Origin of the sequence: Rhizobium pantanalense, assembly GCF_030182525.1 — a bacterium.
Lineage (GTDB): Bacteria > Pseudomonadota > Alphaproteobacteria > Rhizobiales > Rhizobiaceae > Rhizobium.
On sequence record NZ_JAQJCH010000004.1, the window covers coordinates 127,809 to 152,170 of the forward strand.

A 24,362-nucleotide genomic window follows, 5' to 3' on the forward strand; every position below is an offset into this window, starting at 1 on the left:
TGCGCGGTAAACAGGCTCCTGACGGGGCCTTTTTTATTGCCTGAAATCCGGGCTGCACCTGTCAGATCTTCCTCGACTCCCCACTCAACGACGGACAAGGCCATGACGCGCACCGAAAGCCGCATCGACCATTCAGCCAAGCAAGCAACCGACGACACGACCACCAGAAGAGCCGCCGCACAGCCGCGGCTGATAACCCTCATCCTGCTCTCGGCGCTTGCCGTGCTGCCTGTTAACATGATCCTGCCGTCGCTGCCGAAGATCGCAGCGACATTCCAGGCCGATTTCGCCCTCGTCAACCTATCGGTTGCCGGCTTCTCCATTGTCACCGCTTCCCTTGAGGCTATCGGTGGCGCGATATCGGACCGGTTCGGCCGCCGGCCAGTCGTCCTGACGGCGCTCTCGATCTTCATCGTCGCTTCGATTGGCTGCGTTCTCGCGCCGAATATCGGCATCTTCCTGCTGTGCCGCATGATGCAGGCCTGCATCGGACCATGTTATTCCGTCGCCCTCGTCATCATCAAGGAAACATCCGACGAGCGTCAGGCTGCCAGCAAGTTCGGCTATCTCGCCATGGGATGGGCATTGGCGCCCATGGTCGGCCCTCTGTTCGGCGGTTCGCTGGACGAGCTTTTCGGCTGGCGGGCAAGCTTCATCGTCCTTGCGATCTTCGGCATTGCCGCCTTTCTTCTGTCCTTGCGCGAACTGAAAGGATCGAAAGCGCCGGCGTCAGCCGCGCGCGGAAACTATCTTGCCTCCTATGCCCTGCTTTTGCATTCCGCGCGCTTCTGGGCCTATACGCTCTGCATGGTGTGCTCGATGGGCGTGCTCTACATCTTTCTCGGCGGAGCGCCGCTGACGATAGGCGATGCGCTCGGCGGTTCGAGCGCCAAGCTTGGCTTCTACATGGGCCTCGTTCCCGCCGGCTTCATTCTCGGCAGCTATCTGGCTGGCCGCCATGGCGCAAGAATCCCGCTCGGCACAATCCTCATCATTGCGCGGCTGCTGACCTGCGTTGGTCTGTCAATTGGGCTCGCCTTGTCGCTATCGGGCATGGTTGAGGTTCTGGCGCTCTTCGGCCCCTGCATCTTCATCGGCATCGGCAACGGCCTCACGATGCCGGCCGCCAATAGCGGTGCCATGTCGGTCAGATCGGATATTGTGGGAACGGCAGCAGGCCTCGCCGCTGCCATGCGAATTGCTGGCGGCGCGCTGATCGGCTCGATCGGCGGGCTGTTCATTGCACGATTGCCAACGATCCATGTGCTCTTCGCCTTGATGCTGGCATCCGCTGTACTCGCGCTAGTGGCGGCAGTCTGGGCTGCGTTGATCGAAAAACGGAGGTAGCTGGCGCCTATCAGATGCGCTTGCTCATATGGACAAGGAAACCATCTTTCAGTGGCTCCTCGCGGTCGATCGCATAACCATATCTGAGGTAGAGCTGCACGTTCTCGACAAAACGCTTGTTGGTGTAAAGCCGCATGTCACTCACGCCGAGCTCGGCCGCAACCTGCTCGGCATGAACTAGCAGTTTCCGGCCGATGCCCTTTCCCTGATGTCGCGGCGAGACGGCGACGTTCTCGATCAACAGGTGATCCTCTCTCGGCACCATCTCGATCAACGCCAAAAGCTCACCATTGGCCTCCAAAAGATCGATACGATGCTTGCGCACGGCCTCTGCATAATCTGCTGTCATCGGCAGGGGCTCACGGCCGATAAGCGGCACCCATTTGCCATAGGCCTCGCGCGTGAGCGCCCGGATGCCGTCGACATCGGCAACGGTGGCCGCCCGCAAGGAAAACGCTCTCGTCATGCCTCTGCCTCCTCGGCCTGGCTACCATGATCCGACATGAAAGCTATGGAATTCCTTCGTCGCGTTCGCACATGGAGAGCCGATCTCGGATACCCGCGACGAAAAGGCGGCCAGATTGGGCCGCCTTCGTATCTCAGCGAAGCTTGGATTATGCGCCGTAGACGACGAGCAGATCCTTGGCGTCGATCTGGTCGCCGGCGCGCACCAGCACCTCGGAGATCGTGCCATCCTTTTCGGCGTGCAGCGCCGTCTCCATCTTCATGGCCTCGATGGAAACAAGCACGTCGCCGGCCTTGATCGCCTGGCCGGGCGAGACGAAGACCGTGGAGATGACGCCCGGCATCGGCGCGCCGACATGGGCGGCATTGCCGGTCTCGGCCTTGCGGCGCACGGCACTGCCGGAAGCCCCATGGGCGCGATCCGGCACCTTGATACGGCGCGGCTGGCCATTGAGCTCGAAGAATACCGTCACCATGCCCTTCTCGTCGGTCGCTGTCATCGCCTGGTTGACGATGACGAGCGTCTTGCCTTTCTCGATCTCGGCAAAGAGCTCATCACCTTCCTTGAGACCATAGAAGTATGCCGGCGTCGGCAGCACCGAGACCGGGCCGTAGGTGTCGGCGGCCAGCGCGTAATCGGTGAAGACCTTCGGATACATTAGGTAGGACGCGAATTCGAAATCGTCGACCTTGCGCTCCAGCTTGGTCTCGATGATCTTACGCTCCGCATCGAGATCGGCCTCGGCAAGCAGCGAACCGGGGCGCACCGTATAGGGTTTGTCGCCCTTCAGCGCCTTCTTCTGCAGTGCTTGCGGCCACCCGGACGGCGGTTGGCCGAGATCGCCCTTCAGCATCGAGACGACCGAATCCGGGAAGGCGATATCCTTGGCCGGGTTTTCGACATCGGCGACCGTCAGGTCCTGGCTGACCATCATCAGCGCCATGTCGCCGACAACCTTGGACGACGGCGTTACCTTGACAATATCGCCGAACATCTGGTTCGCATCGGCATAAGCCTGCGCCACCTGGTGCCAGCGGGTCTCAAGCCCGAGCGAGCGCGCCTGTTCCTTGAGGTTGGTGAACTGGCCGCCGGGCATTTCGTGCAGATAGACTTCCGAGGCCGGTCCCTTGAGATCACTTTCGAAGGCGGCGTACTGATGGCGCACGGCTTCCCAGTAGAAGGAGATGCGGCGGATCCATTCGGGGTCGAGACCCGGATCACGCTCGGAGCCCTTGAGGGCTTCGACGATCGAGCCGAGGCAGGGCTGCGAGGTATTGCCCGACAGCGCATCCATCGCGGCATCCACGGCATCGACGCCGGCATCGACGGCGGCAAGCACGGTCGCGGCGGCAATGCCCGAGGTATCATGCGTATGGAAATGGATCGGCAGACCGGTCGCCTCGCGCAGCGCCTTGAACAACACCTTGGCCGCGGCCGGCTTCAGCAAGCCCGCCATATCCTTCAGCGCGATGATATGGGCACCGGCCTTTTCCAGCTCGACAGCGAGATCGGTATAATATTTCAGGTCGTACTTCGGCCGCGCCGAATTGAGAATGTCGCCCGTGTAGCAGATCGCCGCTTCGCAGAGCTTGTTCTCCTCTGCAACCGCATCCATCGACACGCGCATGTTCTCGACCCAGTTCAAGCAGTCGAAGACGCGGAAGAGATCGACGCCGCCCTTGGCCGCCTGGCGGACGAAATATTTCACGACATTGTCTGGATAATTGGTATAGCCGACGCCGTTGGCGCCGCGCAGCAGCATTTGCAGCAGCAGGTTCGGCGCGCCCTCGCGGATCAGCGCCAGACGTTCCCATGGATCTTCCGTCAGGAAACGCATGGAGACGTCGAAGGTGGCGCCGCCCCAGCATTCCAATGACAGAAGCTGCGGCAGGGCACGCGCATAGGTGCCGGCGATGCTGGCGATGTCATAGGTGCGCATGCGGGTCGCAAGCAGCGATTGATGGCCGTCGCGCATCGTCGTGTCTGTCATCAGCACGCGCTTCTCGTTGCGCATCCACTCGGCGAATTTCTGAGGACCGAGCTTGTCCAGCAACTGCTTGGTGCCATCGGGGATATTGCCATCGATATAGGGCAGCACAGGTTGCGCCACTTTGGGCGAAGGCACCGGACGACCGCGCGTTTCCGGATGGCCGTTGACGGTGACGTCGGCGAGATAGGTCAGAAGCTTCGTGGCGCGGTCCTGGCGCTTGACCTGCTGGAACAGTTCCGGCGTCGAATCGATGAAGCGCGTCGTGTAGCTGTTGTCACGGAATTTCTCGTGCGTGATGATCGCTTCGAGGAATGTCAGGTTCGTCGCGACACCGCGGATGCGGAATTCGCGCAGCGCACGGTACATGCGGGCGATCGCCTCTTGCGGGTTCGGCGCCCAGGCCGTCACCTTCACTAGCAGCGGGTCATAATAACGGGTGATGATCGCGCCGGTATAGGAGGTGCCGCCGTCGAGACGGATGCCGAAGCCGGACGCAGAACGATAGGCGGTGATGCGGCCATAATCCGGAATGAAATTGTGCTCCGGATCTTCCGTCGTCACGCGGCACTGCAGCGCATGGCCGTTGAGTCGAATGTCTTCCTGCTTCGGAACGCCCGATTCCGGGGTGCCGATGGCAAAGCCGTCGAGAATATGAATCTGCGCCTTGACGATATCGATGCCGGTGACGACTTCGGTCACCGTATGCTCGACCTGAATGCGCGGATTGACTTCGATGAAGTAGAATTTGCCCGTGTCGGCATCCATCAGATATTCGACGGTACCGGCGCCGACATAATTCGTCGCCTTGGCGATCTTCAGCGAATAGGCGGCCAGCTCCTGGCGCTGCGCATCGGTGAGATAGGGGGCCGGCGCACGCTCGACGACCTTCTGGTTGCGGCGCTGAACCGAACAGTCACGTTCGAACAGATGCACGACATTGCCATGCGTGTCACCGAGAATCTGGCTTTCGACATGGCGGGCACGCTCGACGAGCTTTTCGAGATAGACCTCGTCCTTGCCGAAGGCGGCCTTCGCCTCGCGCTTGGCTTCCGTCACTTCCTTGGCAAGATCAGCCTCGGAGCGGATGACGCGCATGCCGCGGCCGCCGCCGCCCCAAGAGGCCTTGAGCATGACCGGATAGCCGATCTCGGCCGCCATCTTGGCGACTTCCTTCATATCGTCAGGCAAGGGATCGGTTGCCGGCACGACAGGCACGCCGACCGAGATCGCAAGATTGCGGGCGGCCACCTTGTTGCCGAGCTGGCGCATCGTATCGGCGCGCGGGCCGATGAAGATGATGCCGGCGGCATCACAGGCATCGACGAATTCCGGGCTTTCCGACAGCAGGCCGTAACCTGGATGGATGGCATCGGCGCCGGAAAGCTTGGCGACGCGGATGATCTCGTCGATCGACAGATAGCTCTCGATCGGCCCGAGATCGCGGGCAAGATGCGGGCCGCGGCCGACTTGATAGCTCTCGTCGGCCTTGAAGCGATGCAGCGCGAGTTTGTCTTCCTCGGCCCAGATGGCCACCGTTTTTATGCCAAGCTCGTTGGCGGCGCGGAATACGCGGATGGCGATTTCGGAACGGTTGGCAACCAGGATCTTGGATATGGGCAATGCTGTCTCCTCACGGCATCGAAACGGGCAATGCTGCACCCGCGAAGAGAATTCTTAACTTCTTGTCACAGGAAGTTCAATTTCTCCTGCGACATCCGACATCAAAATAGTTGCCGTTACGGAATAAGTCCGTTTCTAAAAGCGATGGCAACGATGTGCTGCCGATTTCTGGCCTTCAGCTTGTCCTGGATGCTGTTCATGTACCAGTCGACGGTATGATTGGAGATCGTCAGCAGCCGGCTGATCTCGATCGACGTCATGCCGTCGGCCAGATGGTTGAGCACCTCCATCTCGCGTTTGGTCAGTTTGAGATCGGCGTTCCCCTGCTCCTCGAGCAATTGCGCTTCGTCACGCAGCTCCAGCAGCCGCCAGAAGGCCTTTCTGGCCACGGCATCGAAAAGCGAAAGCTCCGTCGGCGAAAGATCGACCGCCTCACCGCCGATCGTCATGCTGCCGAGCAGACCGCTTCGTCCGTGAATCGGAAAAATATAGCCGTCGATGAGCCCGTTGGCACGGGCATCAGCCATCATCTGTTCCATCCGGCGTCGGAGCGGATCCGATTTGTGCGCAGCCACGGCATCGCTCCAGCGGAAGGGGCGTTGCGCCCGGGTGGCATAGCGCGCCACCGGATCGACGAGCATGTATCTCTTGCGGACATAGGTCAGCGGCCATTGATCGGGCCAGCGGCCTGCCAGCATGAAGTTGGCGATATCGACATTCGGCCTCGTCTGCCGCAGCAGGCCGTAGAAATCGAATTTGTAGGAATGGAGCACAAGCTCAAGCTCGGCCACGACATCCTTTGTACGCTCGCATTCTTCGATAACCACAAGCAATTGTATTAGCGAATGGATATTCACATTTACCCCTCGGCCTCGCAGCCTGAATTATTGGCGGACGAGCATTGCCACCCTGCTCGCCTGGCCCCATAGCGCGCTTAATCGCCGGCAACATACTCAGGCCGGCGCGAAATTGAACGCCTTTGGCGATTTTTTTACCATTCAACCCTGAATGGCCGCCTTCGGCGTGACTTAATAGTAACGGATGATGTCGCGGCGGGGTCGACCCCAAATTGTCACATTTCTGCGGCGGCCGATAGCACCTCGCTTCGACAGCACGCGCCACGCGGGAAATTCCCTTGAAAAAACAGCTTCAGATTCCGTTAATCGCCGGTTCAGGTACCGATCTGTAGTGTCGCAGCATTCCGAGTTTTGCTGATGCAAAGAGGGTGCCTGACGTGTCACTGTTCAAAGTCTATGCAAGAGCCCTGAAGTATCTTGGCGCGTATCGCTACCGCGTTTGGATGGTCGTGATCGCAAACATTGCGCTTGCGATGACCACCATCTATGAACCGGTTCTGTTCGGCCGCATCTTCGACGCCATTGCCAAGAAAGAAGCCGTCACGCCGACTATGATGCTGTGGGCGGGCTTCGCCGTCTTCAGTGCTGTCGCCTTCATCGTGGTGTCCCGCGAGGCCGACCGCCTTGCGCATGGCCGCCGCGCCTCGCTCCTGACAGAAGCATTCGGCCGCATCATCTCGATGCCGCTCTCCTGGCATAGCCAGCGCGGCACGGCGAGCGCGCTGAACACGCTGCTTCGCGCCTGCGAAGCACTGTTCGGCCTGTGGCTGGAATTCATGCGCAATCATCTGTCGACCGCTGTCGCGCTCGTCATCATGATCCCGACCGCGATTTCGATGGACCTGCGCCTGTCCGCGGTTCTCATCCTGCTGGGCGTCTTCTACTGGTTCATCGGCCGTCTGGTCATGAGCCGCACGAAGGATGGCCAGACCTCGGTCGAGAGCCACTACAACACCGTCTTCTCGCATGTGAGCGACTCGATCAGCAACGTTTCGGTGCTGCACAGCTACAACCGCATCGAAGCTGAAACCAAGGCGCTGAAGTCGTTCACCGAACGCCTGCTGGAGGCCCAGTATCCGGTCCTCGACTGGTGGGCGCTTGCCGGCGCACTGAACCGCACGGCTTCGACCGTTGCTATGATGGCAATCCTGATGATCGGCACCGTTCTCGTTCAGGACGGCAGCCTGAGCCTCGGCGCTCTCATCACATTCATTGCCTTCGCCAACGTGCTGATCGGCCGCCTGGAGCAGCTGCGCAACTTCGCAAACCAGATTTTCGAAGCGCGCGCCAAGCTCGAAGACTTCTACACGCTGGAAGATTCGGTTCGTGACCGTGAAGAGCCGGCCGGCCTTGCTGAAATCAAGGACGTCAAGGGTGAAGTGGAGTTCCGCGATGTATCCTTCGGCTTCGCCAACTCGTCGCAGGGCCTGCACGACATCTCCTTCAAGGTGAAGGCTGGCCAGACTGTCGCTATCGTCGGCCCGACCGGCGCCGGCAAGACGACGCTCGTCAACCTGCTGCAGCGCGTCTTCGATCCACAGAAGGGCCAGATCCTCGTCGACGGTCACGACATCACCAAGGTGACCCGCAAGTCGCTACGTCGCTTCATCGCCACCGTCTTCCAGGATGCCGGCTTGCTGAACCGTTCGATCAGCGACAACATCCGCCTTGGCCGTGAAGGTGCGACCCAGGAGGAAATGATCCGCGCAGCTCAAGCCGCCGCCGCCAACGACTTCATCGAAACCCGCGAAGGCGGCTACGATACCCGCGTCGGCGAGCGTGGCAACAAGCTCTCGGGTGGTGAACGCCAGCGTATCGCAATCGCCCGCGCCATCCTGAAGGACGCTCCGATCCTCGTACTCGACGAAGCGACCAGTGCACTCGACGTCGAAACTGAAAACCGGGTCAAGACGGCGATCGACAACCTGCGCCAGAACCGCACGACCTTCATCATTGCGCACCGTCTGTCGACGGTTCGCGAGGCTGACATGGTCCTCTTCCTGGACAACGGCCGCATCATCGAGAATGGCAGCTTCAACGAGCTCAGCCAGAGCAATGGTCGCTTCGCCGCCCTGCTGCGCGCCAGCGGTATCCTGACGGACGAGGAAGTCCGCAAGGCACACACGACGGAAAACGAAGCTGCCTGATCTTCGCAAGGGGCCCAAGATCAAAGCCGGGAGAGCGACGCTCTCCCGGCTTTTTTGCTACTGTGAGCGGACGACATTGTGAAACAAGCGCCAACCGGAATTCTGCCCTGGTTATAATGTTTTCGCGAGCCCACAAGCAGATCAAGGATAACATCAAGGAGCGCCGGCGCATGGTCAGTTCCTTGCGTCGTGCTGGTCTCCCCGGCCCAGACCCATTCGCTGGAGACATCACCAAGGCCCTTGCGGAAGCCGGGTTGTTTCGACTGCGGGCCGTCCCAATCGGATCTGTTGCATTTTCACATCCAGCGTCGCGGGGGCCCCGATCTCGATACCCTTCGGCATCGGGCCACGAGGAACCCAGTCATCAAACGTTCTTGCTGAAACGCAAGCTAGCCGCAGCTTCCGACCGGCCCACGGATGTTGTCTATAGGAACACTGGTGCGCGATAAACGTTGGCCGCGTTTTGATAGTTGGCAATTTTGACAAAAATTATTCAACCCACTTTGATGGGTTGAATAAATAAAAAAGATGCATTAATTGATCCACTGAAAGGGTCATTAAATGCGCCTAACGCTCCAAACCCATTTAAATCATGAGTGGCATTACGCTGCGGCCCTAGAGCTAAAGGACGACGACGCCGGCTTTCAGGGCGCGTCCATCGTCGATTACGATCTGGACTACTTCGTTACAATGGCATCAGCAGAATTTGCGGCCGGAAAGACAGTTCATGACCATCGCGCCTTGTCGGTCCGTTATCCCGTAGATCTCGAAAATCGATATAGCCGTAGCTGGCCGCCCTTCCTCTTGGACCTCATGCCGCAGGGCCATGCAAGGCGAAAGCTTGCCGAACACCTTGGGCTCGCGGAAGGCTCACGCGCCTCCGATCTCCCGCTGCTTCTGCGATCAGCTACTGGTGGCATTGGCAACATCCGCATCAAGGAAGCAGCTGAAGCCGAAACGGAAAGATTGCGAGGTGTTGAGCGTCAAGGCGTTACAGAAGCGGAGATTCTTGAGCGCTCAGATCGTTTCATGGAAATCGCTGATCGCTTTGGAATGCTCGCCTCTGGCTCAAGCGGCCTGCAAGGCGAATGGCCGAAGGTCTCAATGACCAAGGCGAAAGACGGGCTCTACTATCCTGACAGTTTCGTCACCGATGACGAGGCCGTGCGCCATGTCATCGTCAAGCTGGTACGCAGCAACGAGCCCGTAGACCGCCTAATTCTTGAAGGCGAAGCCCTCTATTCCCGGATCGCCCAAAAGATCGGTCTGAACGTCAGCGAACCCTCGACTTACGCCGAAGGCATCTTGATCATTCCCCGTTTCGATCGGAGGAAGATGGAACGCGGGGGAACAGTTCGACTGGGCCAGGAAAGCCTAGTGTCAGCGGTTGGAGTGGCCGACTTCGGCCATGTCGGCACGCATGAGGCCTATATCGAAGTTCTGCGTCAATTTTCAGCCGATCCCTTCGCGGACATAGTCGAATACCTAAAGCGCGACATCGCTAACCTGGCGCTCGGCAATCCTGACAATCACGGCCGGAATTCAGCACTCAGCAAGCATCAGGACGGCACGATCCGCCTATCTCCGCTCTTTGACTTCGCTCCCATGCGGCTCGCCAAGGAGGGAATTGTCCGCTCCACCCGATGGGCCGTGATGCGCGATGGTGGTCGCGACCATCTTCCGGATTGGAAACGCATTTGTACTGAACTGATGCCCGTTCCTGCCGAGCAGGAACTCCTAATGGCTTCTATCTGTGCATTTGCACAACATCTGCAGCACGCGCCAGAGCTGGCGAAGCGCATGGGGGCATCTCCAGAGGTGTTAGAGCGTGCCATGGGGCGCTGTAAGGAAATCGCGGATAACGTTGTGGCGGCATGCCGGTGATGCCTGAGGAATGTAATGGCCCGATGGAAGAAGCCCACGAAGGAAGAAATTCTTGAAAACAGACGAAGGCTGGCGGAGCGTGCTCGACAAGGGGACCTTAGGCTGCCGGATGCTGTGATGGAGATACGAAAAGGGTTCGGAATGACCCAAGAGGAATTCGCCAAGACCCTGTCACTTACAAGGCGCCAAGTTGCTGAGATTGAATCAGGTATGGCAAACCCCACACTTGAAACCTTAGAAAAGATTGGTCGATTGTTTGGGTTCGGAATTGGCTTTGTTCCTAAAAGCAGTTGAACCGCTGCCTATTCCAGGAGTTTTCGGTCCTCGTCCCACATATGCGATAGCTCTGCCGCAGACGGGGTGAGCGTGAAGGCCCTCGCAGAAGCCTTCAGTGACGCTTTCCGAAATGCGCAGGCATTGCAGTTGGTGCGGCAGGCTTCTTCGCCGCGCGCTCGCCGGCAAGCTCAAGCCGCTTGTGCTCGAGATGATAGGCATAGAGGAACTGCGCGGCGATGCCGAAGACGACATAGATGGCGCCGACGACGGGGCTCTTGTTGGTCACATAGAGAAGGACCTGGCCGGCCATGGCGAGGATGGTGCCCGCAACGAAGATGTTCAGCGAATGCCGCCCGAGGATCGTCAGCGGGTGATTGGCCGAGCGGCGCAGAAACGCCGAAATGGCGGGGATACTGATGATCAGATAGGCGAGCGCCAGAACATGCAGCAGCCGCGGCAGCGACAGGAAAGTCTTGTCGAAGCCGGTGACAACGGTCGGCAGGCCGAGCATGGCAAGGTAGTCGCCGAGTATCCACAGCTTGTCGGTCACCCAGATAAAGGAGACGAGCACATAGGTGCAGGCCAACGCGATTAGAACCGGATGAGCAGGGATGTGCCCGCCGCGCTTGACATGCATGCTGGCGACGAAGCCGATGACGAAAAGCAGCTGCCAGGATAGCGGATTGAGGAACCAGAACCCCTCAAGCAGCGTCGTATGCGGAGCGATGTAATAGATGCCGGACACCAGCCAGACGCCCACCGAAATTGTGAGCAGAAGCAGGGGGCTTCTTGCTTCCAGCAGCATGATCAGCGGCAACATCAGGAACAGGGCACCGTACATGGGCAGAATGTTGTTGTAGCCGATCTGGTGCCCAAGCGTCAGTAGCGCGGGAATGCCGCGCGCCGGGTCCATCAGCAGGGCAAGGATATTCACTTCGCAGAGCAGGCCCTTCTGGTGGAAAATCCACGCGCCGGAAATGAAGAGCACCAGCGTCACGAAGGTCGTGATCATGTGCGCCGTATAGAGCGTGAAGGCGCGCCTGATCGCCTTCCATGCCATGTTCAACCGATTGCCCGGAAGAAACCTGGTTCCATAGGCAAGACCGACGGAGATGCCGGAGATCAGCACGAAAGCCTCGGCACCGTCGGAGAATCCGAAATTCTTGGAGGTCAAATCCTCGAAGATCTGCCCCGGCACATGGTTGATGAAGATCATGATCAGAGCCAGGGCCCTGAGAACATCCAGTCGGGTATCCCTCTGGGAGACCGGCTTCGGCAAACTCACTCGTTGTGCCGGCACCGAGCTCATATCCGCCCTCGAATTCATAAAACTCTCCTGTTCCGACACTCAAATGCAATCGGGGCCAAAGAGTTCCCCCTTGGCCCCCGATCATCGAAGTGAAACAGCGCAGAAACGCTACTGTCCGACCGGATAGCCCTCTTCGGGATGGGCGACCGCCCTGTCATTGATCGTGACCGAGTATGTCGCTGCATCGGGCGCTTTTGAGACGGAAATACGGTAATTTCCGCTCAGCAGTTCGATGTCCGCCGCAAAGCCGTCCCAGTTCGAAGGCAGGGCCGGTTTGACGAAGAGCCGTCCGTTTTTCACGCGGATACCGAGAATGCCTTCGATAGCGACGCGATACAGCCAGCCGGCAGAGCCCGTATACCAGGTCCAGCCGCCACGGCACGTTAATTGTCCTTCGCCGTAGATATCAGCAGCAACCACATAGGGCTCTACACGATAGGTATCGGCCTGATCACGATCGCGTGCGTGGTTGATCGGGTTCAGCATATCGAAGCAATTGCCGCACACGAGGCGGTTAGGACTTCATGTAGCGCGGATCGCGCGCCAACTTCGCGAGAGGTGGCGTGAACAGCCGGATGATCCGGTTTCATCATCGACGAGCTTGTCGAGCACGGCATTCATGCCTTCGCCGGAGAGAATGTTTGCCAATGAAACAAGATCGGATGCTGCGCGAGGAGAAAAACGACCAGTCCTGATCGACCGGACCCGCAAACTTCCCGATTTTCAAGAAATGGGCCGCATCGGCCCCACATCAGCGGAGGAACAAAACCGCCACCCGCCCAAACATCGCCTTAGACGACGATGCCGCAAACGATAGCCGCAACGAACAGGAATGCAGCCGAAAACAGGACGACGTGAATCGCTGTTTGAATCTTCTGCCGCGTCTTGGCGGCGCGCTTGGAACCATCGAACTGATTCACATGCGTATTCGAAATACCCAAATTCGCCATGTGTTGCCTCCGTTCGTTTCTTATATGTCTCTCAGGCCAAGCCCAGGAGGGATATTCATACATTTCCTATCAATTAGGTAGAGATGAATTTCCGTCCAGAATGCGAGCCGAGAAAAATTAAACCATCTGAAGTCGAGGACCCGAAAGATCGGCAGCGCCTAATCAGCAGAGAATGCGGCGGGCCCAAATCAAACTGCGCTCGATGGCGCTGGTATCGGCCACCTGCTCTTCGGCAGGTCCGGCCTGGCGGCGGCAGTTTTCGTCAGAAAGAGTAGCGGACCGTGCACCTTCCCGTTTCGCCGGAGCTGGCGGATGAAGATAGCCCATGGTCATGCCACCCATGAAAAACATGCCTGCCTCCACTTAACGTCTGACCCCTTGTCGGGATCACGAAAGTTAACTGCCATTAACGAGATCATGACAGAATTGCGGCAGGTGTCAATAGTCTATACGATTGGTCGTGTTTAAGCGGCTCATTCGTTAACGCGCCGCTGAGGCAAAAGCCGCCCGCTCAGGCGCGGACGAACCCCTTGCTGGCGATCATCAGATTGCGCGTGTAATCTTCCTTCACGTCGCCGGCTGCCAGTTCCTTCGCGGTCAGCCTCTCGACGACCGCGCCGTTGCGCATGACGGCCAGACGCTCGCACATATGGGTGATGACGCCGAGATCGTGGCTCACCATCACGAAGGTCAGATGGCGGTCCCTGCGCACCTGCTCGAGCAGGTTCAGCACCTCGGCCTGCACCGAGGCATCAAGCGCCGAAGTCGGCTCGTCGAGCAGCAGGATCGACGGTTCGACGATCAGCGCGCGCGCAATCGCAACGCGCTGGCGCTGGCCACCGGAGAGCTGGTGCGGGTAGCGGAAGCGGAAGCCCTTTCCGAGACCGACTTCATCTAGCGCCTTGGCGATCCGGGTCTCCGTGTCGCCGATCCCATGAATCGACAAAGGCTCCAGCAGCAGCCGGTCGATCGTCTGGCGCGGATGCAGGGAACCGTAGGGGTCCTGAAACACCATCTGCACCTGGCGATAGAAGGTCTTGCTGCGCCTGGCGCCCTTCAGCTGTTCGCCGCCGACCTGGATCTTGCCGTCGGTGATGGGCGCAAGGCCGGCAACGGCGCGCAGCAGCGTCGATTTGCCGGAGCCGGACTCGCCGACCAGACCGAAGGATTCGCCCTCGTTCACTTTGATGCCGACGGCATCGAGCGCATAATAGCCATCATAGACGACGCTGAGGCTATCAACTGCGAGTGCTGTCGTCATGCCGCCCACTCCGGCTTGCGGTCGAGCACGGGCAACGGATGCCTGTTTTCGCCGATAACAGGCATGCAGTTCAGCAGGCCGCGCGTATAGGGATGCTGGGCATTGTTCAATTCGGAAGCTTTGAGTTCTTCCACCACCTTACCTGCATACATGACGATCACGCGGTCGCAGAAGGACGAGACCAGCCGCAGGTCGTGCGAGACGAAAATCAGCCCCATGCCGCGCTCCGACACGAGCTTGTCCATAATCTTGAGCACATCGAGCTGAACGGTAACGTCGAGCGCCGAGGTCGGCTCATCGGCAATCAGCAACTCCGGCCCGGCGATCAGCATCATGGCGATCATGACGCGCTGGCCCATGCCGCCCGAGACTTCATGCGGATGCAGGTCATAGACACGGCCTGGATCGCGGATCTGCACGGCTTCCAGCATGGCCATGGCACGGTCCCGCGCCTCGGCCTTGCTGATCTTCTCGTGTGTGCGCAGCGTCTCGGTGATCTGCTTCCCGATGGTCATGACCGGGTCGAGCGAATATTTCGGATCCTGCAGCACCATGGCGATGCGCTTGCCGCGCAGCGACCGGCGTTCCCTAGCCGAAATCGACAGGAGGTCGATGCCGCTGAAGTCAAGCTTGTCGGCGGTAACGATGCCATGCGGCGGCGTCAGCCCCATGATGGCGCGGCCGGTCTGTGATTTACCGGAACCGCTCTCGCCGACAATGCCGAGCCGCTCGCGGCCGAGCGTGAACGATACGCCGCGCACGGCATCGATGACGCCGGTACGGGTCGGATAGCGAACCCTCAGGTTCTCCACGGTCAAAAGTGTCGTCATTGCCCGCTCTCCTTCGGATCGAGCGCATCGCGCAGGCCATCGCCGAGCAGGTTGAAGCCGAGGCTGACGATGAGGATCGCGATGCCGGGCATGGCCGCCACCCACCATTGATCGAGATAGTATTTGAAGCCGCTTGCGATCATGACGCCCCATTCCGGCAGCGGCGGCTGCGCGCCGAGCCCCAGGAAACCAAGACCGGCCGCCGTCAGGATCACGCCGGCCATGTCGAGCGTAACGCGGACGATCACCGAGGAGATGCAGAGCGGCATGACATGACGAAAGATGATACGCAGCGGCGAAGCGCCCATGAGCTGCACGGCGGCGATGTAGTCCGAACGCCGCACTGTCATCGTTTCGGCGCGCGCCAGGCGCGCATAGGGCGGCCACGAGGTGATGGCGATAGCGATGACGGCGTTCTCGATGCCGGCGCCGAGCGCGCCGGCGAAGGCAAGCGCCAGCACCAGCTTCGGAAAGGCAAGGAAGATATCGGTGATACGCATCAAGATCGTGTCGACCCAGCCGCCCAGATAGCCCGATACCATGCCGATGATGAGCCCGATCGGCGCCGAGATGATCGCGACCAGGACGACGATATAAAGTGTCCAGCGCGACCCGTAGATCAGACGCGAAAGGATATCACGGCCGAGATCGTCGGTGCCGAGAAGATAGCCCGGCGTACCGGGGGGCTTCAGATAGGCATTCGTCAGATCGCCAATGACGGGCGAATGCGGGGCGATGACATCGGCAAGTGCCGCCACCAGCACGAGCGCGATGATGATCAGCAGCCCGATGACGGCCAGGCGATTGGCAGAAAACTGCCGCCAGGTGACGTAGGCGCGCCCTAGCCTCGCCTGCCGGCGCGACTGCGGCCGGTCGGAGAGCAGCCAGTCCCGCAGGCTGGGTTGAGTGGTCTCGACAGTCATTTACGTCGGGTCCTTGGGTCAAGCGTCCGATACAGGAGATCGGAAATCAGATTGATGCCGATGAACACCGTGCCGACGACGATCGTGCCGCCAAGAACGGCATTCATGTCGGCATTGCGCAGCGAACTGGTGATATAAAAGCCGATGCCCGGCCAGGAGAAGACGATCTCCGTCAGCACGGATCCTTCGAGCAGCCCGGCATAAGAAAGCGCGATCACCGTGATCAAGGGCACGGCGGCGCTGCGCAGCGCATGGCCCCAGATTACCCGCGTCTCGGACAGGCCCTTGGCGCGGGCCGCGACGATATATTCCTGGCCAAGTTCGTTCAGCATGAAGCTACGGGTCATGCGGCTGATATAGGCAAGCGAGAAATAGCCGAGCAGCGACGCCGGTAGGATGATGTGGCGGAACACGTCCCAGAAGACGTCCCATTGCCCCTGCAGCGCGCTATCAAGCAGGAAAAAGCCCGTGATCGGCGTGAAGGTATATTCATAGGCGATGTCGATGCGACCAGGATAGGCGACCCAGTTCAGCTTCGCATAGAAGATGACGAGCGAGACCATGGCCAGCCAGAAGACTGGCACGGAATAGCCGACGAGGCCGATGACGCGGACGATCTGGTCGATGAAGCTGTTACGGCGCACCGCGGCAAGCACGCCAAAGGGAACCCCGAAGATGGCGCCAATGATCGTGCCGACCGTCGCGAGCTCCATCGTCGCGGGGAAGACGCGCCTGATGTCATCCATGACCGGATTGGTCGTCAGAACCGACGTCCCAAAATCACCGCTGAGAGCGCTCACGAGATAATAATAGAACTGCAGATAAAGCGGCTCATCGAGATGCATCTCGCGCCGTAGGCGCTCCAGTATCTGCTGTGGCGCGTGATCGCCGGCGATCGCCAGCGCCGGATCGATCGGTATGACGCGCCCGATGAAAAAGGTGACGGCCAGAAGGCCGAGATAGGTGGTGACGGCCACGACGAGGAATCGCAGCAGCCCCATGAAAAAGGGAGCGGCACGGCCCTTTTTGGGCCGCACCTGCATTTTCCGTTCGACGGTGCTCAAAGACCTAGTCCTGCCGGATCATCACTTGGAGATCGGCCAGACGAAGTTGTTGTCGAAGCTCGGACCAAGCTTGAAGTCCTTCACGTCCTTGCGATAGCCGGCGACTTCCGTCTGCTGATAGAGGATGATGAAGGGGCTTGCTTCCAGGAATTTCTTCTGGATGTCCTGATACATGGCGCCACGCTTGGCCGCATCGCCTTCAAAGAGTGCAGCCTTGGCGAGCTTCTCCAGTTCGGGAGTGGTCCACGTGTTGCGCCAGACCAGCGTTTTGTTGCTGCTGGTATCGGAATTGTCGTCGTTGGTGGTGAAGGTATCGGCGTTGGAATGGGGGTCCCAATAATCCGGGCCCCAGTTGCCGAAGTAGATATCGTGGTTGCGGGCACGATACTTCGTCAGCTTCTGCTTTCCGTCACCGGGGATGATCTCCACCTTGATGCCGGCCTGGCCGAGCGTCTGCTGGATCGCAGTCGCGATGCCCGTATCCGGCTCGATGCTGCGCACGTCCATGGTGATCGAGAAACCATTGGGCAGGCCTGCCTTGGCCAGCAACTCCTTAGCCTTGGCGACATCGAGCTTGAACGGGTTTTCATCCAGCGAGCCGAGCATGCCCTTCGGTTCGAAGGTCTGGTGGATTTCGCCGATGCCCTTGATCAGCGTCTTGCCGATGGCATCGTAGTCGACCAGATACTTGAACGCCTGCTGCACTTCCGGCTTGGCGAGATTGGCGTTCTTCTGGTTGAGGCTCATATAGTAGATGGTGCCCTTCGGCGCGCTGGTCGAAGCAAGCTGCGCGTTCTTCTCGACAGCCTGAAGGTCAGTCGGAGACAGGTTACGGGCGATATCGATATCGCCGTTTTCAAGCGCCAGACGCTGTGCCGAGCTTTCCTTCATGAAGCGATAGATGACGCGGTTCAGCTTCGCCTTTTCGCCGTAGTAATTGTCGTTGCGCTCCAGCACAACGGCCTCGTTGGCGCGCCATTCACGCAGCTTGAACGGACCGGAACCGGCAAAGCCGGTCTTCAGCCAGCTGTTGCCGAAATCGTTGTCGTATTTGTAGTCGGCGGTCGGTGTTGCAGGCTTTACATGCTGCAGAACCAGCTTCTTGTCGACCACTTCGGCAACGGTCGCCGTCAGGCAGTTCAGCACGAAGCTCGGCGCATAGGGCTTGTCGACAGTGAAGGTGAAGGTGTTCGCATCGGTCGCCTTGGCCTTCTCCGTCACATTGTCGCCGGTCAGACCGAACTGGGTGAGAATGAAGGCGGGGCTCTTGTTGAGCTTGACGACGCGCTCGAAGGACCATGCAACGTCTTCGGCCGTGATCGGGTTGCCGGACGCGAACTTCAGGCCGGGCTTCAGCTTGAACGTATAGGTCAGGTGATCGTCGGAAACCGACCAGCTCTCGGCAAGGTCACCCTTGATCTTGGACGTATCGTCGATGTCGAGGCGGACGAGCAGGCTATAAGTGTTGCCGGTGATTTCGGCAGCCGACAGTTCATAGGCTTCGGCTGGGTCCATGCTCAGAATGTCGTCGAAGGCAAAACCCTCGACCAGCGTGTCCTTGGGCGTCGCAGCATATGCGTTCGGCGCCGCCATCAGCAGAAGCGAGAGAGCCACACCGGCAGACAAGGTGCGCAAACCGCGGTTCATCTTGGTCATCATCATTGTTTTCATTCCCCTCTTAACAAACTTTACGCAATATCGGCACGCACTTTACCGGCTGCCTTCCTTCCAGGCGGACGCCAGGACGCGAAGCCAGTTCTCCCTGCACAGCTTTGCAAGATCGGCCTCACCATATCCAGCGTTGCGAAGGGCTTCAATCAGCTTCTGGTTGCCTGCGGCATCGCCGATCTCGGCCGGAATCGTCGCACCGTCGAAATCCGATCCGAGGCCGACGCAATCGATGCCGAGACGCCCGACGAGATGATCGACATGCCGAACCATCGCCTCGATCGGCGTGTCGGCATCCGAGCGCGCATCGTCGCGCAGCATCGCCGTCGCATAGTTGAGGCCGACGATGCCGTGGCTCTCCTTGATGGCGTCGAGCTGCTTGTCGGTGAGATTGCGTGCGACAGGCGTCAGCGCATGGGCATTAGAATGGCTCGCGACGAGCGGCTGGTCTGAAGTCTTCGCCACATCCCAGAAGCCTTTTTCGGTGATGTGGGCGAGATCGACGAGGATGCCGAGCTGGTTGCAGGCGCGCACCAGCGCGAAGCCGGCCTCGGTGAGGCCAGGTCCGGTATCCGGAGAACTCGGATAGGCGAAGGGCACGCCATGGGCAAAGACGTTGTTGCGGCTCCAGACGGGGCCGAGCGAGCGCAGGCCGGCGGCATAGAAAGTTTCGAGTGCGACGAGATCGGCATCGATCGCTTCGCAGCCTTCCATGTGCATGACGGCAGCGAAAATGCTTTTCTCCATGCAGTCGCGAATCTCGGCCGTGGACCGGCAGAGCTTCCAGGCGCCGGCGCGGTCGAGCCGCAGCGCGATCGCAGCCATGTCCAGCGCGATGTCGAGAGAAGGCGCCCGCTCCAGCGGGGCCGCTAAAGGCGTAGCATAATGGCCGTTGCTATCGGGATCGGCGAAAACAAGATCGCCCGACGGAATATAGATGGCGCAGAGCCCGCCGGCCAAACCGCCAGCCTTGGCCCGCGGCGCATCGATGTGACCGCTCGACGTTCCGTCCCGGAATTCAGCGATCGGGTCGGCGCCGTCGCGCGCGTGATGCCAGAGCCTCAGGAGAACGTCGTTGTGACCATCGAATACGGCTTGCATTGTCTATCCCGGATGAAGCGCTCGGGTGAGCGAATGGAAAGCGGCCAGAATAGAAAAGCTGACAGGATTCGCCATACCCAAATGAAAAAAATTTGCATTTGCATGGAATGGCGTCGTCAAATGGAAAAGGCGGAGTAAAAACCCCGCCTTGAAAGCATGTTAGAACGCTGACGATGTGTCGGGCATTTCAGCGCTTGGCTCGCTTCTTCTGGCGGTAGACGTCGATGGCAACGGCCGCGACGATGATGAAGCCCTTGGCGATTTCCTGGTAATAGGCATCGACATTGAGGAAGGTGAAGCCGGAGATCATGACACCGAGGATGACAGTGCCGATCACCGTGCCGGCGATGCGACCGACGCCGCCTGTCAGCGACGTGCCGCCGATGACCGCAGCCGCGATCGCATCCAGCTCGTAGTTGACACCCATGCCGGCCTGCGCCGTCTGCACGCGGGCAGCCGTGATGATGCCGGCAAGGCCTGCCAGAAGCCCGGCGATTGCATAGACCTTGACCAGATGCGCCTCGACATTGATGCCCGAGACGCGCGCCGCCTGCACATTGGCGCCGATCGCATAGGTGAACTTGCCGTAGCGCGTGTAGCGCAGCACGACATGGAAGAGGACGGCGATGATGAGGAAGACGACGACGGGCCAGATTCCCGACCCGATGAAATTGAACTGGTCAGTCAAGCCCGAGATCGGCTGACCTTTGGTATAGAGCTTCGACAGACCACGGGCCGAGACCATCATGCCGAGCGTCGCGATGAAGGGCGGGATCTTCGTTTTCGTGATCAGCTGCCCGTTGATGTAGCCGGCAAGAAGACCGATCAGCAGGCCGATGCCGATCGGCACGAAGAAGGGCATGTCGGTCAGCGCGGGATAGACGGCCCTTGCCCATGTCGACGACTGGGCAAAGCTCGCGGCGACCATGGCCGTCAGGCCGACGACGGAGCCGGACGAGAGGTCGATACCGCCGGTGATGATGACCTGCGTCACGCCGACCGAGATGATGCCGATGACCGAGACTTGCAGGATCATGATCTTCAGGCGCTGCAGGTTCATCAGGAAACTCTGGCCGACGAAGATCCAGCCGAGAATCTCGCAGAGGAGCGCGATGCCGATCAGCACCAGGAAGATGCCGAGTTCGGGCGGCACGCGGCGACGTCTTGGTCGTGTGACTGCCGGGGCGGTCGCCTCTGCAACTTTGCTAACCATGGTTCAGTCCTCCCTTGCGATGATTGGCGGCGTCACTGCGCGGCCAGCTCCATCACCTTCACTTGAGTTGCGTCCGCGCGATCCAGGAATCCGGTGACCCGTCCTTCATGCATGACCATGATGCGGTCGCTCATGCCGAGCACCTCGGGCATTTCCGACGAGATCATGATGACGGCGACGCCGTTGCGTGCCATCTCGGTAACAAGACGATGGATCTCGGCCTTGGCGCCGACGTCGATGCCGCGCGTCGGCTCGTCCAGGATCAGAATGCGGGGATTGGTGAGCATCCACCGGCCGATCAGCGCCTTCTGCTGATTGCCGCCGGACAGATTTTCGATGCGTTCGTCGAGGTTTGGCGTCTTGACGCGCAACTTCCTGGCCATTTCCTCGCAGGCCTCTTCGATCGCGCCTTCCTGCACGAAGCCGCCGCGTACGAACTTGTCGTGCAAGACCGCGACCTGCATGTTCTCCAGCACGCTGAGGATCAGAAGACAGCCCGTATCCTTGCGATCCTCTGTCAGGAAGGCCATGCCGTGGCGGATCGCGGCTGCCGGCGAGGAAATCTCGGCCTTCTTGCCGAAAAGCTCGATCGTGCCGGACGAGGCCGGCGTCACGCCGAAGATGGTCTCCGCGACATTGGACCGGCCCGATCCGACAAGCCCGGCCACACCTAGAATTTCGCCGGCCCTGACGTCGAAGGACACATTGGAGAAGACGCCGTCGAGGCTCAAATCCTTGACCGACAGCACGGTGTCGCCGATCGGCACCTCCTCCTTCGGGAACATCTGCGTGATCTCGCGGCCGACCATCATGCGGATGATATCGTCGCGGGTCACGTCGGTGGAGGCGTGCGTGCCGATATATTTGCCGTCGCGGAACACCGAGAATTCATCGGCGATCTCGAACAGCTCGTTCATCTTGTGGGTGATGTAGACGATGCCAATGCCCTGGGAGCGCAGATCGCGGATGATCTGGAAGAGGTGCTCCACCTCGCGCTCGGTGAGCGCCGAGGTCGGCTCATCCATGATCAGCACGTCGGAATTATAGGAGACCGCCTTGGCGATCTCGACCATCTGCCGGCTCGCGACGGAAAGCTCGCGCACCTGGATTTCAGGATCGATGGAAATGTTGAGGCGCTGGAAGAGCTCCTCGGTCTTGCGGCTCATCTCCGCATGGTCGACGAGGCCAAAACGGTTCTTGGGCTCGCGGCGGATCCATATATTCTCCGAAACCGTCATGAAGGGCATCAGGTTCAATTCCTGATGAATCATGGCGATGCCGTTTTCCAGTGCGTCGAGCGGTGACTTTAGCCGGATTTCGACGCCCTTGAGGCGTACCTCGCCCTGATCGGGAATATAGATGCCGGCAAGGATCTTCATCAGCGTCGATTTGCCCGCACCGTTTTCGCCCATCAGCGCATGCACCGTTCCACGCTTCAGACGGAAGGAAACGTCATCGAGGGCGAGCACGCCGGGAAATTCCTTGCGGATGCCTTCGGCGCTCAGCAGATAGGCGGCATTGGGGACAACGCCGCTGGCGCGCACCGCCGCCATGGTGGATGGGCTCACAACCATTTTTCCCTCCCGGGCAGATCGGATTTTAAAGGATGCGGGCTTTTGAGCCCGCATCCGTCGATCGTTTTCGTCCTCAGTTCTTCTTGACGAAGTCCTTGACGTTGGCCGGCGTGACGAGCTGGAAGGGGATGTAGACCTTCTTCTCGATCTTATCGCCCTTGGCAAGCTTGAGTGCGGCGTCCACCGCACCCTTGCCCTGGCCTGCAGCATCCTGGAACACGGTGACCTTCAGGTCGCCGGCCTGCATGGCGGCAAGCGCATCCTGCGTGGCATCGACGCCGGCGACGATGATCTTGTCCAGCGGCTTGCCGGCGGCCTTCAGCGCCTGGATGGCGCCGATCGCCATTTCGTCGTTGTTGGAGATGACGGCATCGAATTCGATGCCGCTGGAGAGCCAGTTGGTCATCAGGTCGGCGCCCTGGGTGCGCTGCCAGTTGGCGGTCTGCTCCTGAACGATCTGGATGCCCTTGCACTCGTCGGTCGCCACGACATCATGGACGTCCTTGGTACGCATGCGGGCAGCTTGGTTCGAAAGCTCGCCCATCATGATGACGGCCTTGCCCTTGCCACCCAGCAAGCGGCAGACTTCCTTGGCTTCCAGCGTACCGGATTCCTGCTCGTTGGAAGCAACGAAGGCCTGCTGATCCGGAAGGCTGTCGACGTTTGCCGGCTCGCGGTTGACGTAGACGAGCGGGATCTTGGCATCGGCGGCAAGCTTGGAAATCGCAGCCGTCGCGTCGGTATCGACCGGGTTCACGATGATGGCATCAACCTTACTGGCGATGAAGTTCTGGATCTGGCTCTGCTGCTTGGCGATGTCATTCTGGGCGTCTTCGACCTGCAGCGTCACGCCCTTGTCCTTGGCGTAGTCCTGCATGCCATTGCGCAGAACGGTCAGAAAATTGTCGTCGAACAGAGCCATCGAAACGCCGATGGTTTGTGCGTGGGCAGCGGTCGACAGCAGAAGAGCCATCGCGGAGCCAAGGATAAATTTCTTCATGTTTTCCTCCCAGATAAGGTGCCCGGCCACACCCCTCCTAAATGCCGGAGCCCCCAGTCTCGCCTGCGGGGCCTCTATTCAATTCAGCCGCCACTCCCATGGCGACCACATCGAAAAACGGAACAAACAAACCGTAAAATTCATTATGCGGAATATTCATTCCATTTTTCAGGACAAAGGTCAACAGCAAAATCTGGGCGCATCGCCGGACAGGCGAGGCCGAGTTTTCTCGTCGCTGCCGCTGCAAGATCGGATGATCAAACCTACATACGGGCGCCGACACCGCGGAACGGTTATTCCATCGACATGGGATTGGAATAGAATGTCGGCCAACCAACCGGCCGCGCCGCGGCCCGCAATGGAGAACACGCATGCCCTCGATGTACAGTTTCTCGGTCCCGATCTTTCAACGCGGCCTGCAAAACCTTTCGGCCTATCTCGACAAGATCGAAGCCTATGCGGCGGAGAAAGGCATTGCGGCGGAGGAACTCGTTTCCGCGCGCCTGATCGACGACATGCTGCCGCTCTCCGGCCAGTACCAGCGCGCCTCCGATACGGCAAAGCTCACCATTTCCCGCCTTGCCGGCATCGATGCGCCACGCTTCGAGGACAATGAAGTTACCGTCGCAGACCTGCGCGAACGTCTGCAGAAAACGCAGGATTTCCTGGCGACGATCACCCCGGCCACGATGGAAGGAAGCGAGACGCGGGAAGTGACGATCTCGCCGGGAGGCAACAAGATTACCTTCAAAGGTGAAGATTATCTGGCGAAATTCGCGCTGCCGAACTTCTTCTTCCACGTCACCACGGCGCACGACATTCTGCGCAGCCGCGGGCTGTCCGTCGGCAAGATGAACTATCTCGGCGCACTCGGCTAAGATG

20 protein-coding genes and 2 pseudogenes are annotated in these 24,362 nt (G+C 59.6%); 6 read left to right on the top strand and 16 right to left on the bottom strand.

What is annotated here, in order from left to right; translation table 11 throughout:
- The first annotated feature begins 102 nt into the window (after positions 1–102).
- Positions 103–1,347: an MFS transporter gene (locus tag PH558_RS12335; protein ID WP_285204619.1), complete on the top strand. Its 1,245-nt coding sequence runs from the start codon at positions 103–105 to the stop codon at positions 1,345–1,347.
- Positions 1,348–1,357: 10 nt separating this feature from the next.
- On the opposite strand, the gene PH558_RS12340 is transcribed toward PH558_RS12335, so the two are convergent.
- The 3 genes from PH558_RS12340 to PH558_RS12350 all read right to left on the bottom strand — a co-directional run bounded on the left by PH558_RS12340 (position 1,358) and on the right by PH558_RS12350 (position 6,280).
- Complete coding sequence (locus tag PH558_RS12340) at positions 1,358–1,813, bottom strand: GNAT family N-acetyltransferase (RefSeq protein ID WP_095433160.1); 456 nt, start codon at positions 1,811–1,813, stop codon at positions 1,358–1,360.
- A gap of 148 nt (positions 1,814–1,961) precedes the next feature.
- Positions 1,962–5,423 (bottom strand): pyruvate carboxylase, encoded by a 3,462-nt coding sequence (gene pyc / locus PH558_RS12345; protein ID WP_285204623.1) that lies wholly within the window; start codon positions 5,421–5,423, stop codon positions 1,962–1,964.
- A 116-nt stretch (positions 5,424–5,539) separates the two neighbouring features.
- A complete protein-coding gene (locus PH558_RS12350; RefSeq protein ID WP_113407962.1) occupies positions 5,540–6,280 on the bottom strand; it encodes a helix-turn-helix transcriptional regulator in 741 nt (246 codons plus the stop codon).
- Positions 6,281–6,657: 377 nt separating this feature from the next.
- Here PH558_RS12350 and PH558_RS12355 point away from each other — a divergent pair, with 377 nt between their 5' ends.
- The 4 genes and pseudogenes from PH558_RS12355 to PH558_RS12365 all read left to right on the top strand — a co-directional run bounded on the left by PH558_RS12355 (position 6,658) and on the right by PH558_RS12365 (position 10,605).
- Positions 6,658–8,427, top strand: coding sequence for a glucan ABC transporter ATP-binding protein/ permease (locus PH558_RS12355; protein ID WP_095433163.1), 1,770 nt, complete (start codon positions 6,658–6,660; stop codon positions 8,425–8,427).
- Between the two features lie 125 nt (positions 8,428–8,552).
- Positions 8,553–8,726 (top strand): annotated as a pseudogene (locus PH558_RS34365) (nucleotidyltransferase family protein); the annotation flags it as partial.
- A gap of 262 nt (positions 8,727–8,988) precedes the next feature.
- A complete protein-coding gene (locus PH558_RS12360; protein WP_113407964.1) occupies positions 8,989–10,311 on the top strand; it encodes a type II toxin-antitoxin system HipA family toxin in 1,323 nt (440 codons plus the stop codon).
- Positions 10,312–10,326: 15 nt separating this feature from the next.
- Positions 10,327–10,605, top strand: coding sequence for a helix-turn-helix domain-containing protein (locus PH558_RS12365; RefSeq protein ID WP_095433165.1), 279 nt, complete (start codon positions 10,327–10,329; stop codon positions 10,603–10,605).
- A gap of 94 nt (positions 10,606–10,699) precedes the next feature.
- On the opposite strand, the gene PH558_RS12370 is transcribed toward PH558_RS12365, so the two are convergent.
- The 13 genes and pseudogenes from PH558_RS12370 to PH558_RS12430 all read right to left on the bottom strand — a co-directional run bounded on the left by PH558_RS12370 (position 10,700) and on the right by PH558_RS12430 (position 23,480).
- Positions 10,700–11,896: an OpgC family protein gene (locus tag PH558_RS12370; RefSeq protein ID WP_285205010.1), complete on the bottom strand. Its 1,197-nt coding sequence runs from the start codon at positions 11,894–11,896 to the stop codon at positions 10,700–10,702.
- A 108-nt stretch (positions 11,897–12,004) separates the two neighbouring features.
- Positions 12,005–12,538: pseudogene (locus tag PH558_RS12375) on the bottom strand (GH36-type glycosyl hydrolase domain-containing protein); the annotation flags it as partial.
- 149 nt (positions 12,539–12,687) lie between these two features.
- Positions 12,688–12,846, bottom strand: a complete 159-nt coding sequence (locus PH558_RS12380) for a hypothetical protein (RefSeq protein ID WP_168192538.1) — start codon at positions 12,844–12,846, stop codon at positions 12,688–12,690.
- Positions 12,847–13,008: 162 nt separating this feature from the next.
- Entirely contained in the window at positions 13,009–13,197 is a 189-nt protein-coding gene (locus tag PH558_RS12385; RefSeq protein WP_113407967.1) for a hypothetical protein, read from the bottom strand.
- Positions 13,198–13,357: 160 nt separating this feature from the next.
- Complete coding sequence (locus tag PH558_RS12390) at positions 13,358–14,107, bottom strand: ABC transporter ATP-binding protein (protein ID WP_285204626.1); 750 nt, start codon at positions 14,105–14,107, stop codon at positions 13,358–13,360.
- Positions 14,104–14,937: an ABC transporter ATP-binding protein gene (locus PH558_RS12395; protein ID WP_095433168.1), complete on the bottom strand. Its 834-nt coding sequence runs from the start codon at positions 14,935–14,937 to the stop codon at positions 14,104–14,106. Before PH558_RS12395 ends, PH558_RS12390 begins: the two co-directional genes overlap by 4 nt.
- On the bottom strand, positions 14,934–15,860 hold the full coding sequence (locus tag PH558_RS12400; protein WP_285204629.1) for an ABC transporter permease: 927 nt from the start codon (positions 15,858–15,860) through the stop codon (positions 14,934–14,936). The genes PH558_RS12395 and PH558_RS12400 overlap by 4 nt, the downstream gene beginning before the upstream one ends.
- On the bottom strand, positions 15,857–16,924 hold the full coding sequence (locus PH558_RS12405; RefSeq protein WP_285204631.1) for an ABC transporter permease: 1,068 nt from the start codon (positions 16,922–16,924) through the stop codon (positions 15,857–15,859). The genes PH558_RS12400 and PH558_RS12405 overlap by 4 nt, the downstream gene beginning before the upstream one ends.
- 21 nt (positions 16,925–16,945) lie before the next feature.
- Positions 16,946–18,586, bottom strand: a complete 1,641-nt coding sequence (locus PH558_RS12410) for an ABC transporter substrate-binding protein (RefSeq protein ID WP_285204634.1) — start codon at positions 18,584–18,586, stop codon at positions 16,946–16,948.
- Positions 18,587–18,634: 48 nt separating this feature from the next.
- Positions 18,635–19,693: a dipeptidase gene (locus PH558_RS12415; protein ID WP_285204635.1), complete on the bottom strand. Its 1,059-nt coding sequence runs from the start codon at positions 19,691–19,693 to the stop codon at positions 18,635–18,637.
- Positions 19,694–19,880: 187 nt separating this feature from the next.
- A complete protein-coding gene (locus tag PH558_RS12420) occupies positions 19,881–20,906 on the bottom strand; it encodes an ABC transporter permease (protein WP_095433172.1) in 1,026 nt (341 codons plus the stop codon).
- A 32-nt stretch (positions 20,907–20,938) separates the two neighbouring features.
- Positions 20,939–22,480: a sugar ABC transporter ATP-binding protein gene (locus PH558_RS12425; RefSeq protein WP_285204641.1), complete on the bottom strand. Its 1,542-nt coding sequence runs from the start codon at positions 22,478–22,480 to the stop codon at positions 20,939–20,941.
- A 73-nt stretch (positions 22,481–22,553) separates the two neighbouring features.
- Complete coding sequence (locus PH558_RS12430) at positions 22,554–23,480, bottom strand: sugar ABC transporter substrate-binding protein (protein WP_095433174.1); 927 nt, start codon at positions 23,478–23,480, stop codon at positions 22,554–22,556.
- 371 nt (positions 23,481–23,851) lie between these two features.
- On the opposite strand from PH558_RS12430, the gene PH558_RS12435 reads away from it, so the two are divergent.
- A complete protein-coding gene (locus PH558_RS12435; protein WP_285204643.1) occupies positions 23,852–24,358 on the top strand; it encodes a DUF1993 domain-containing protein in 507 nt (168 codons plus the stop codon).
- Positions 24,359–24,362: the final 4 nt, after the last annotated feature.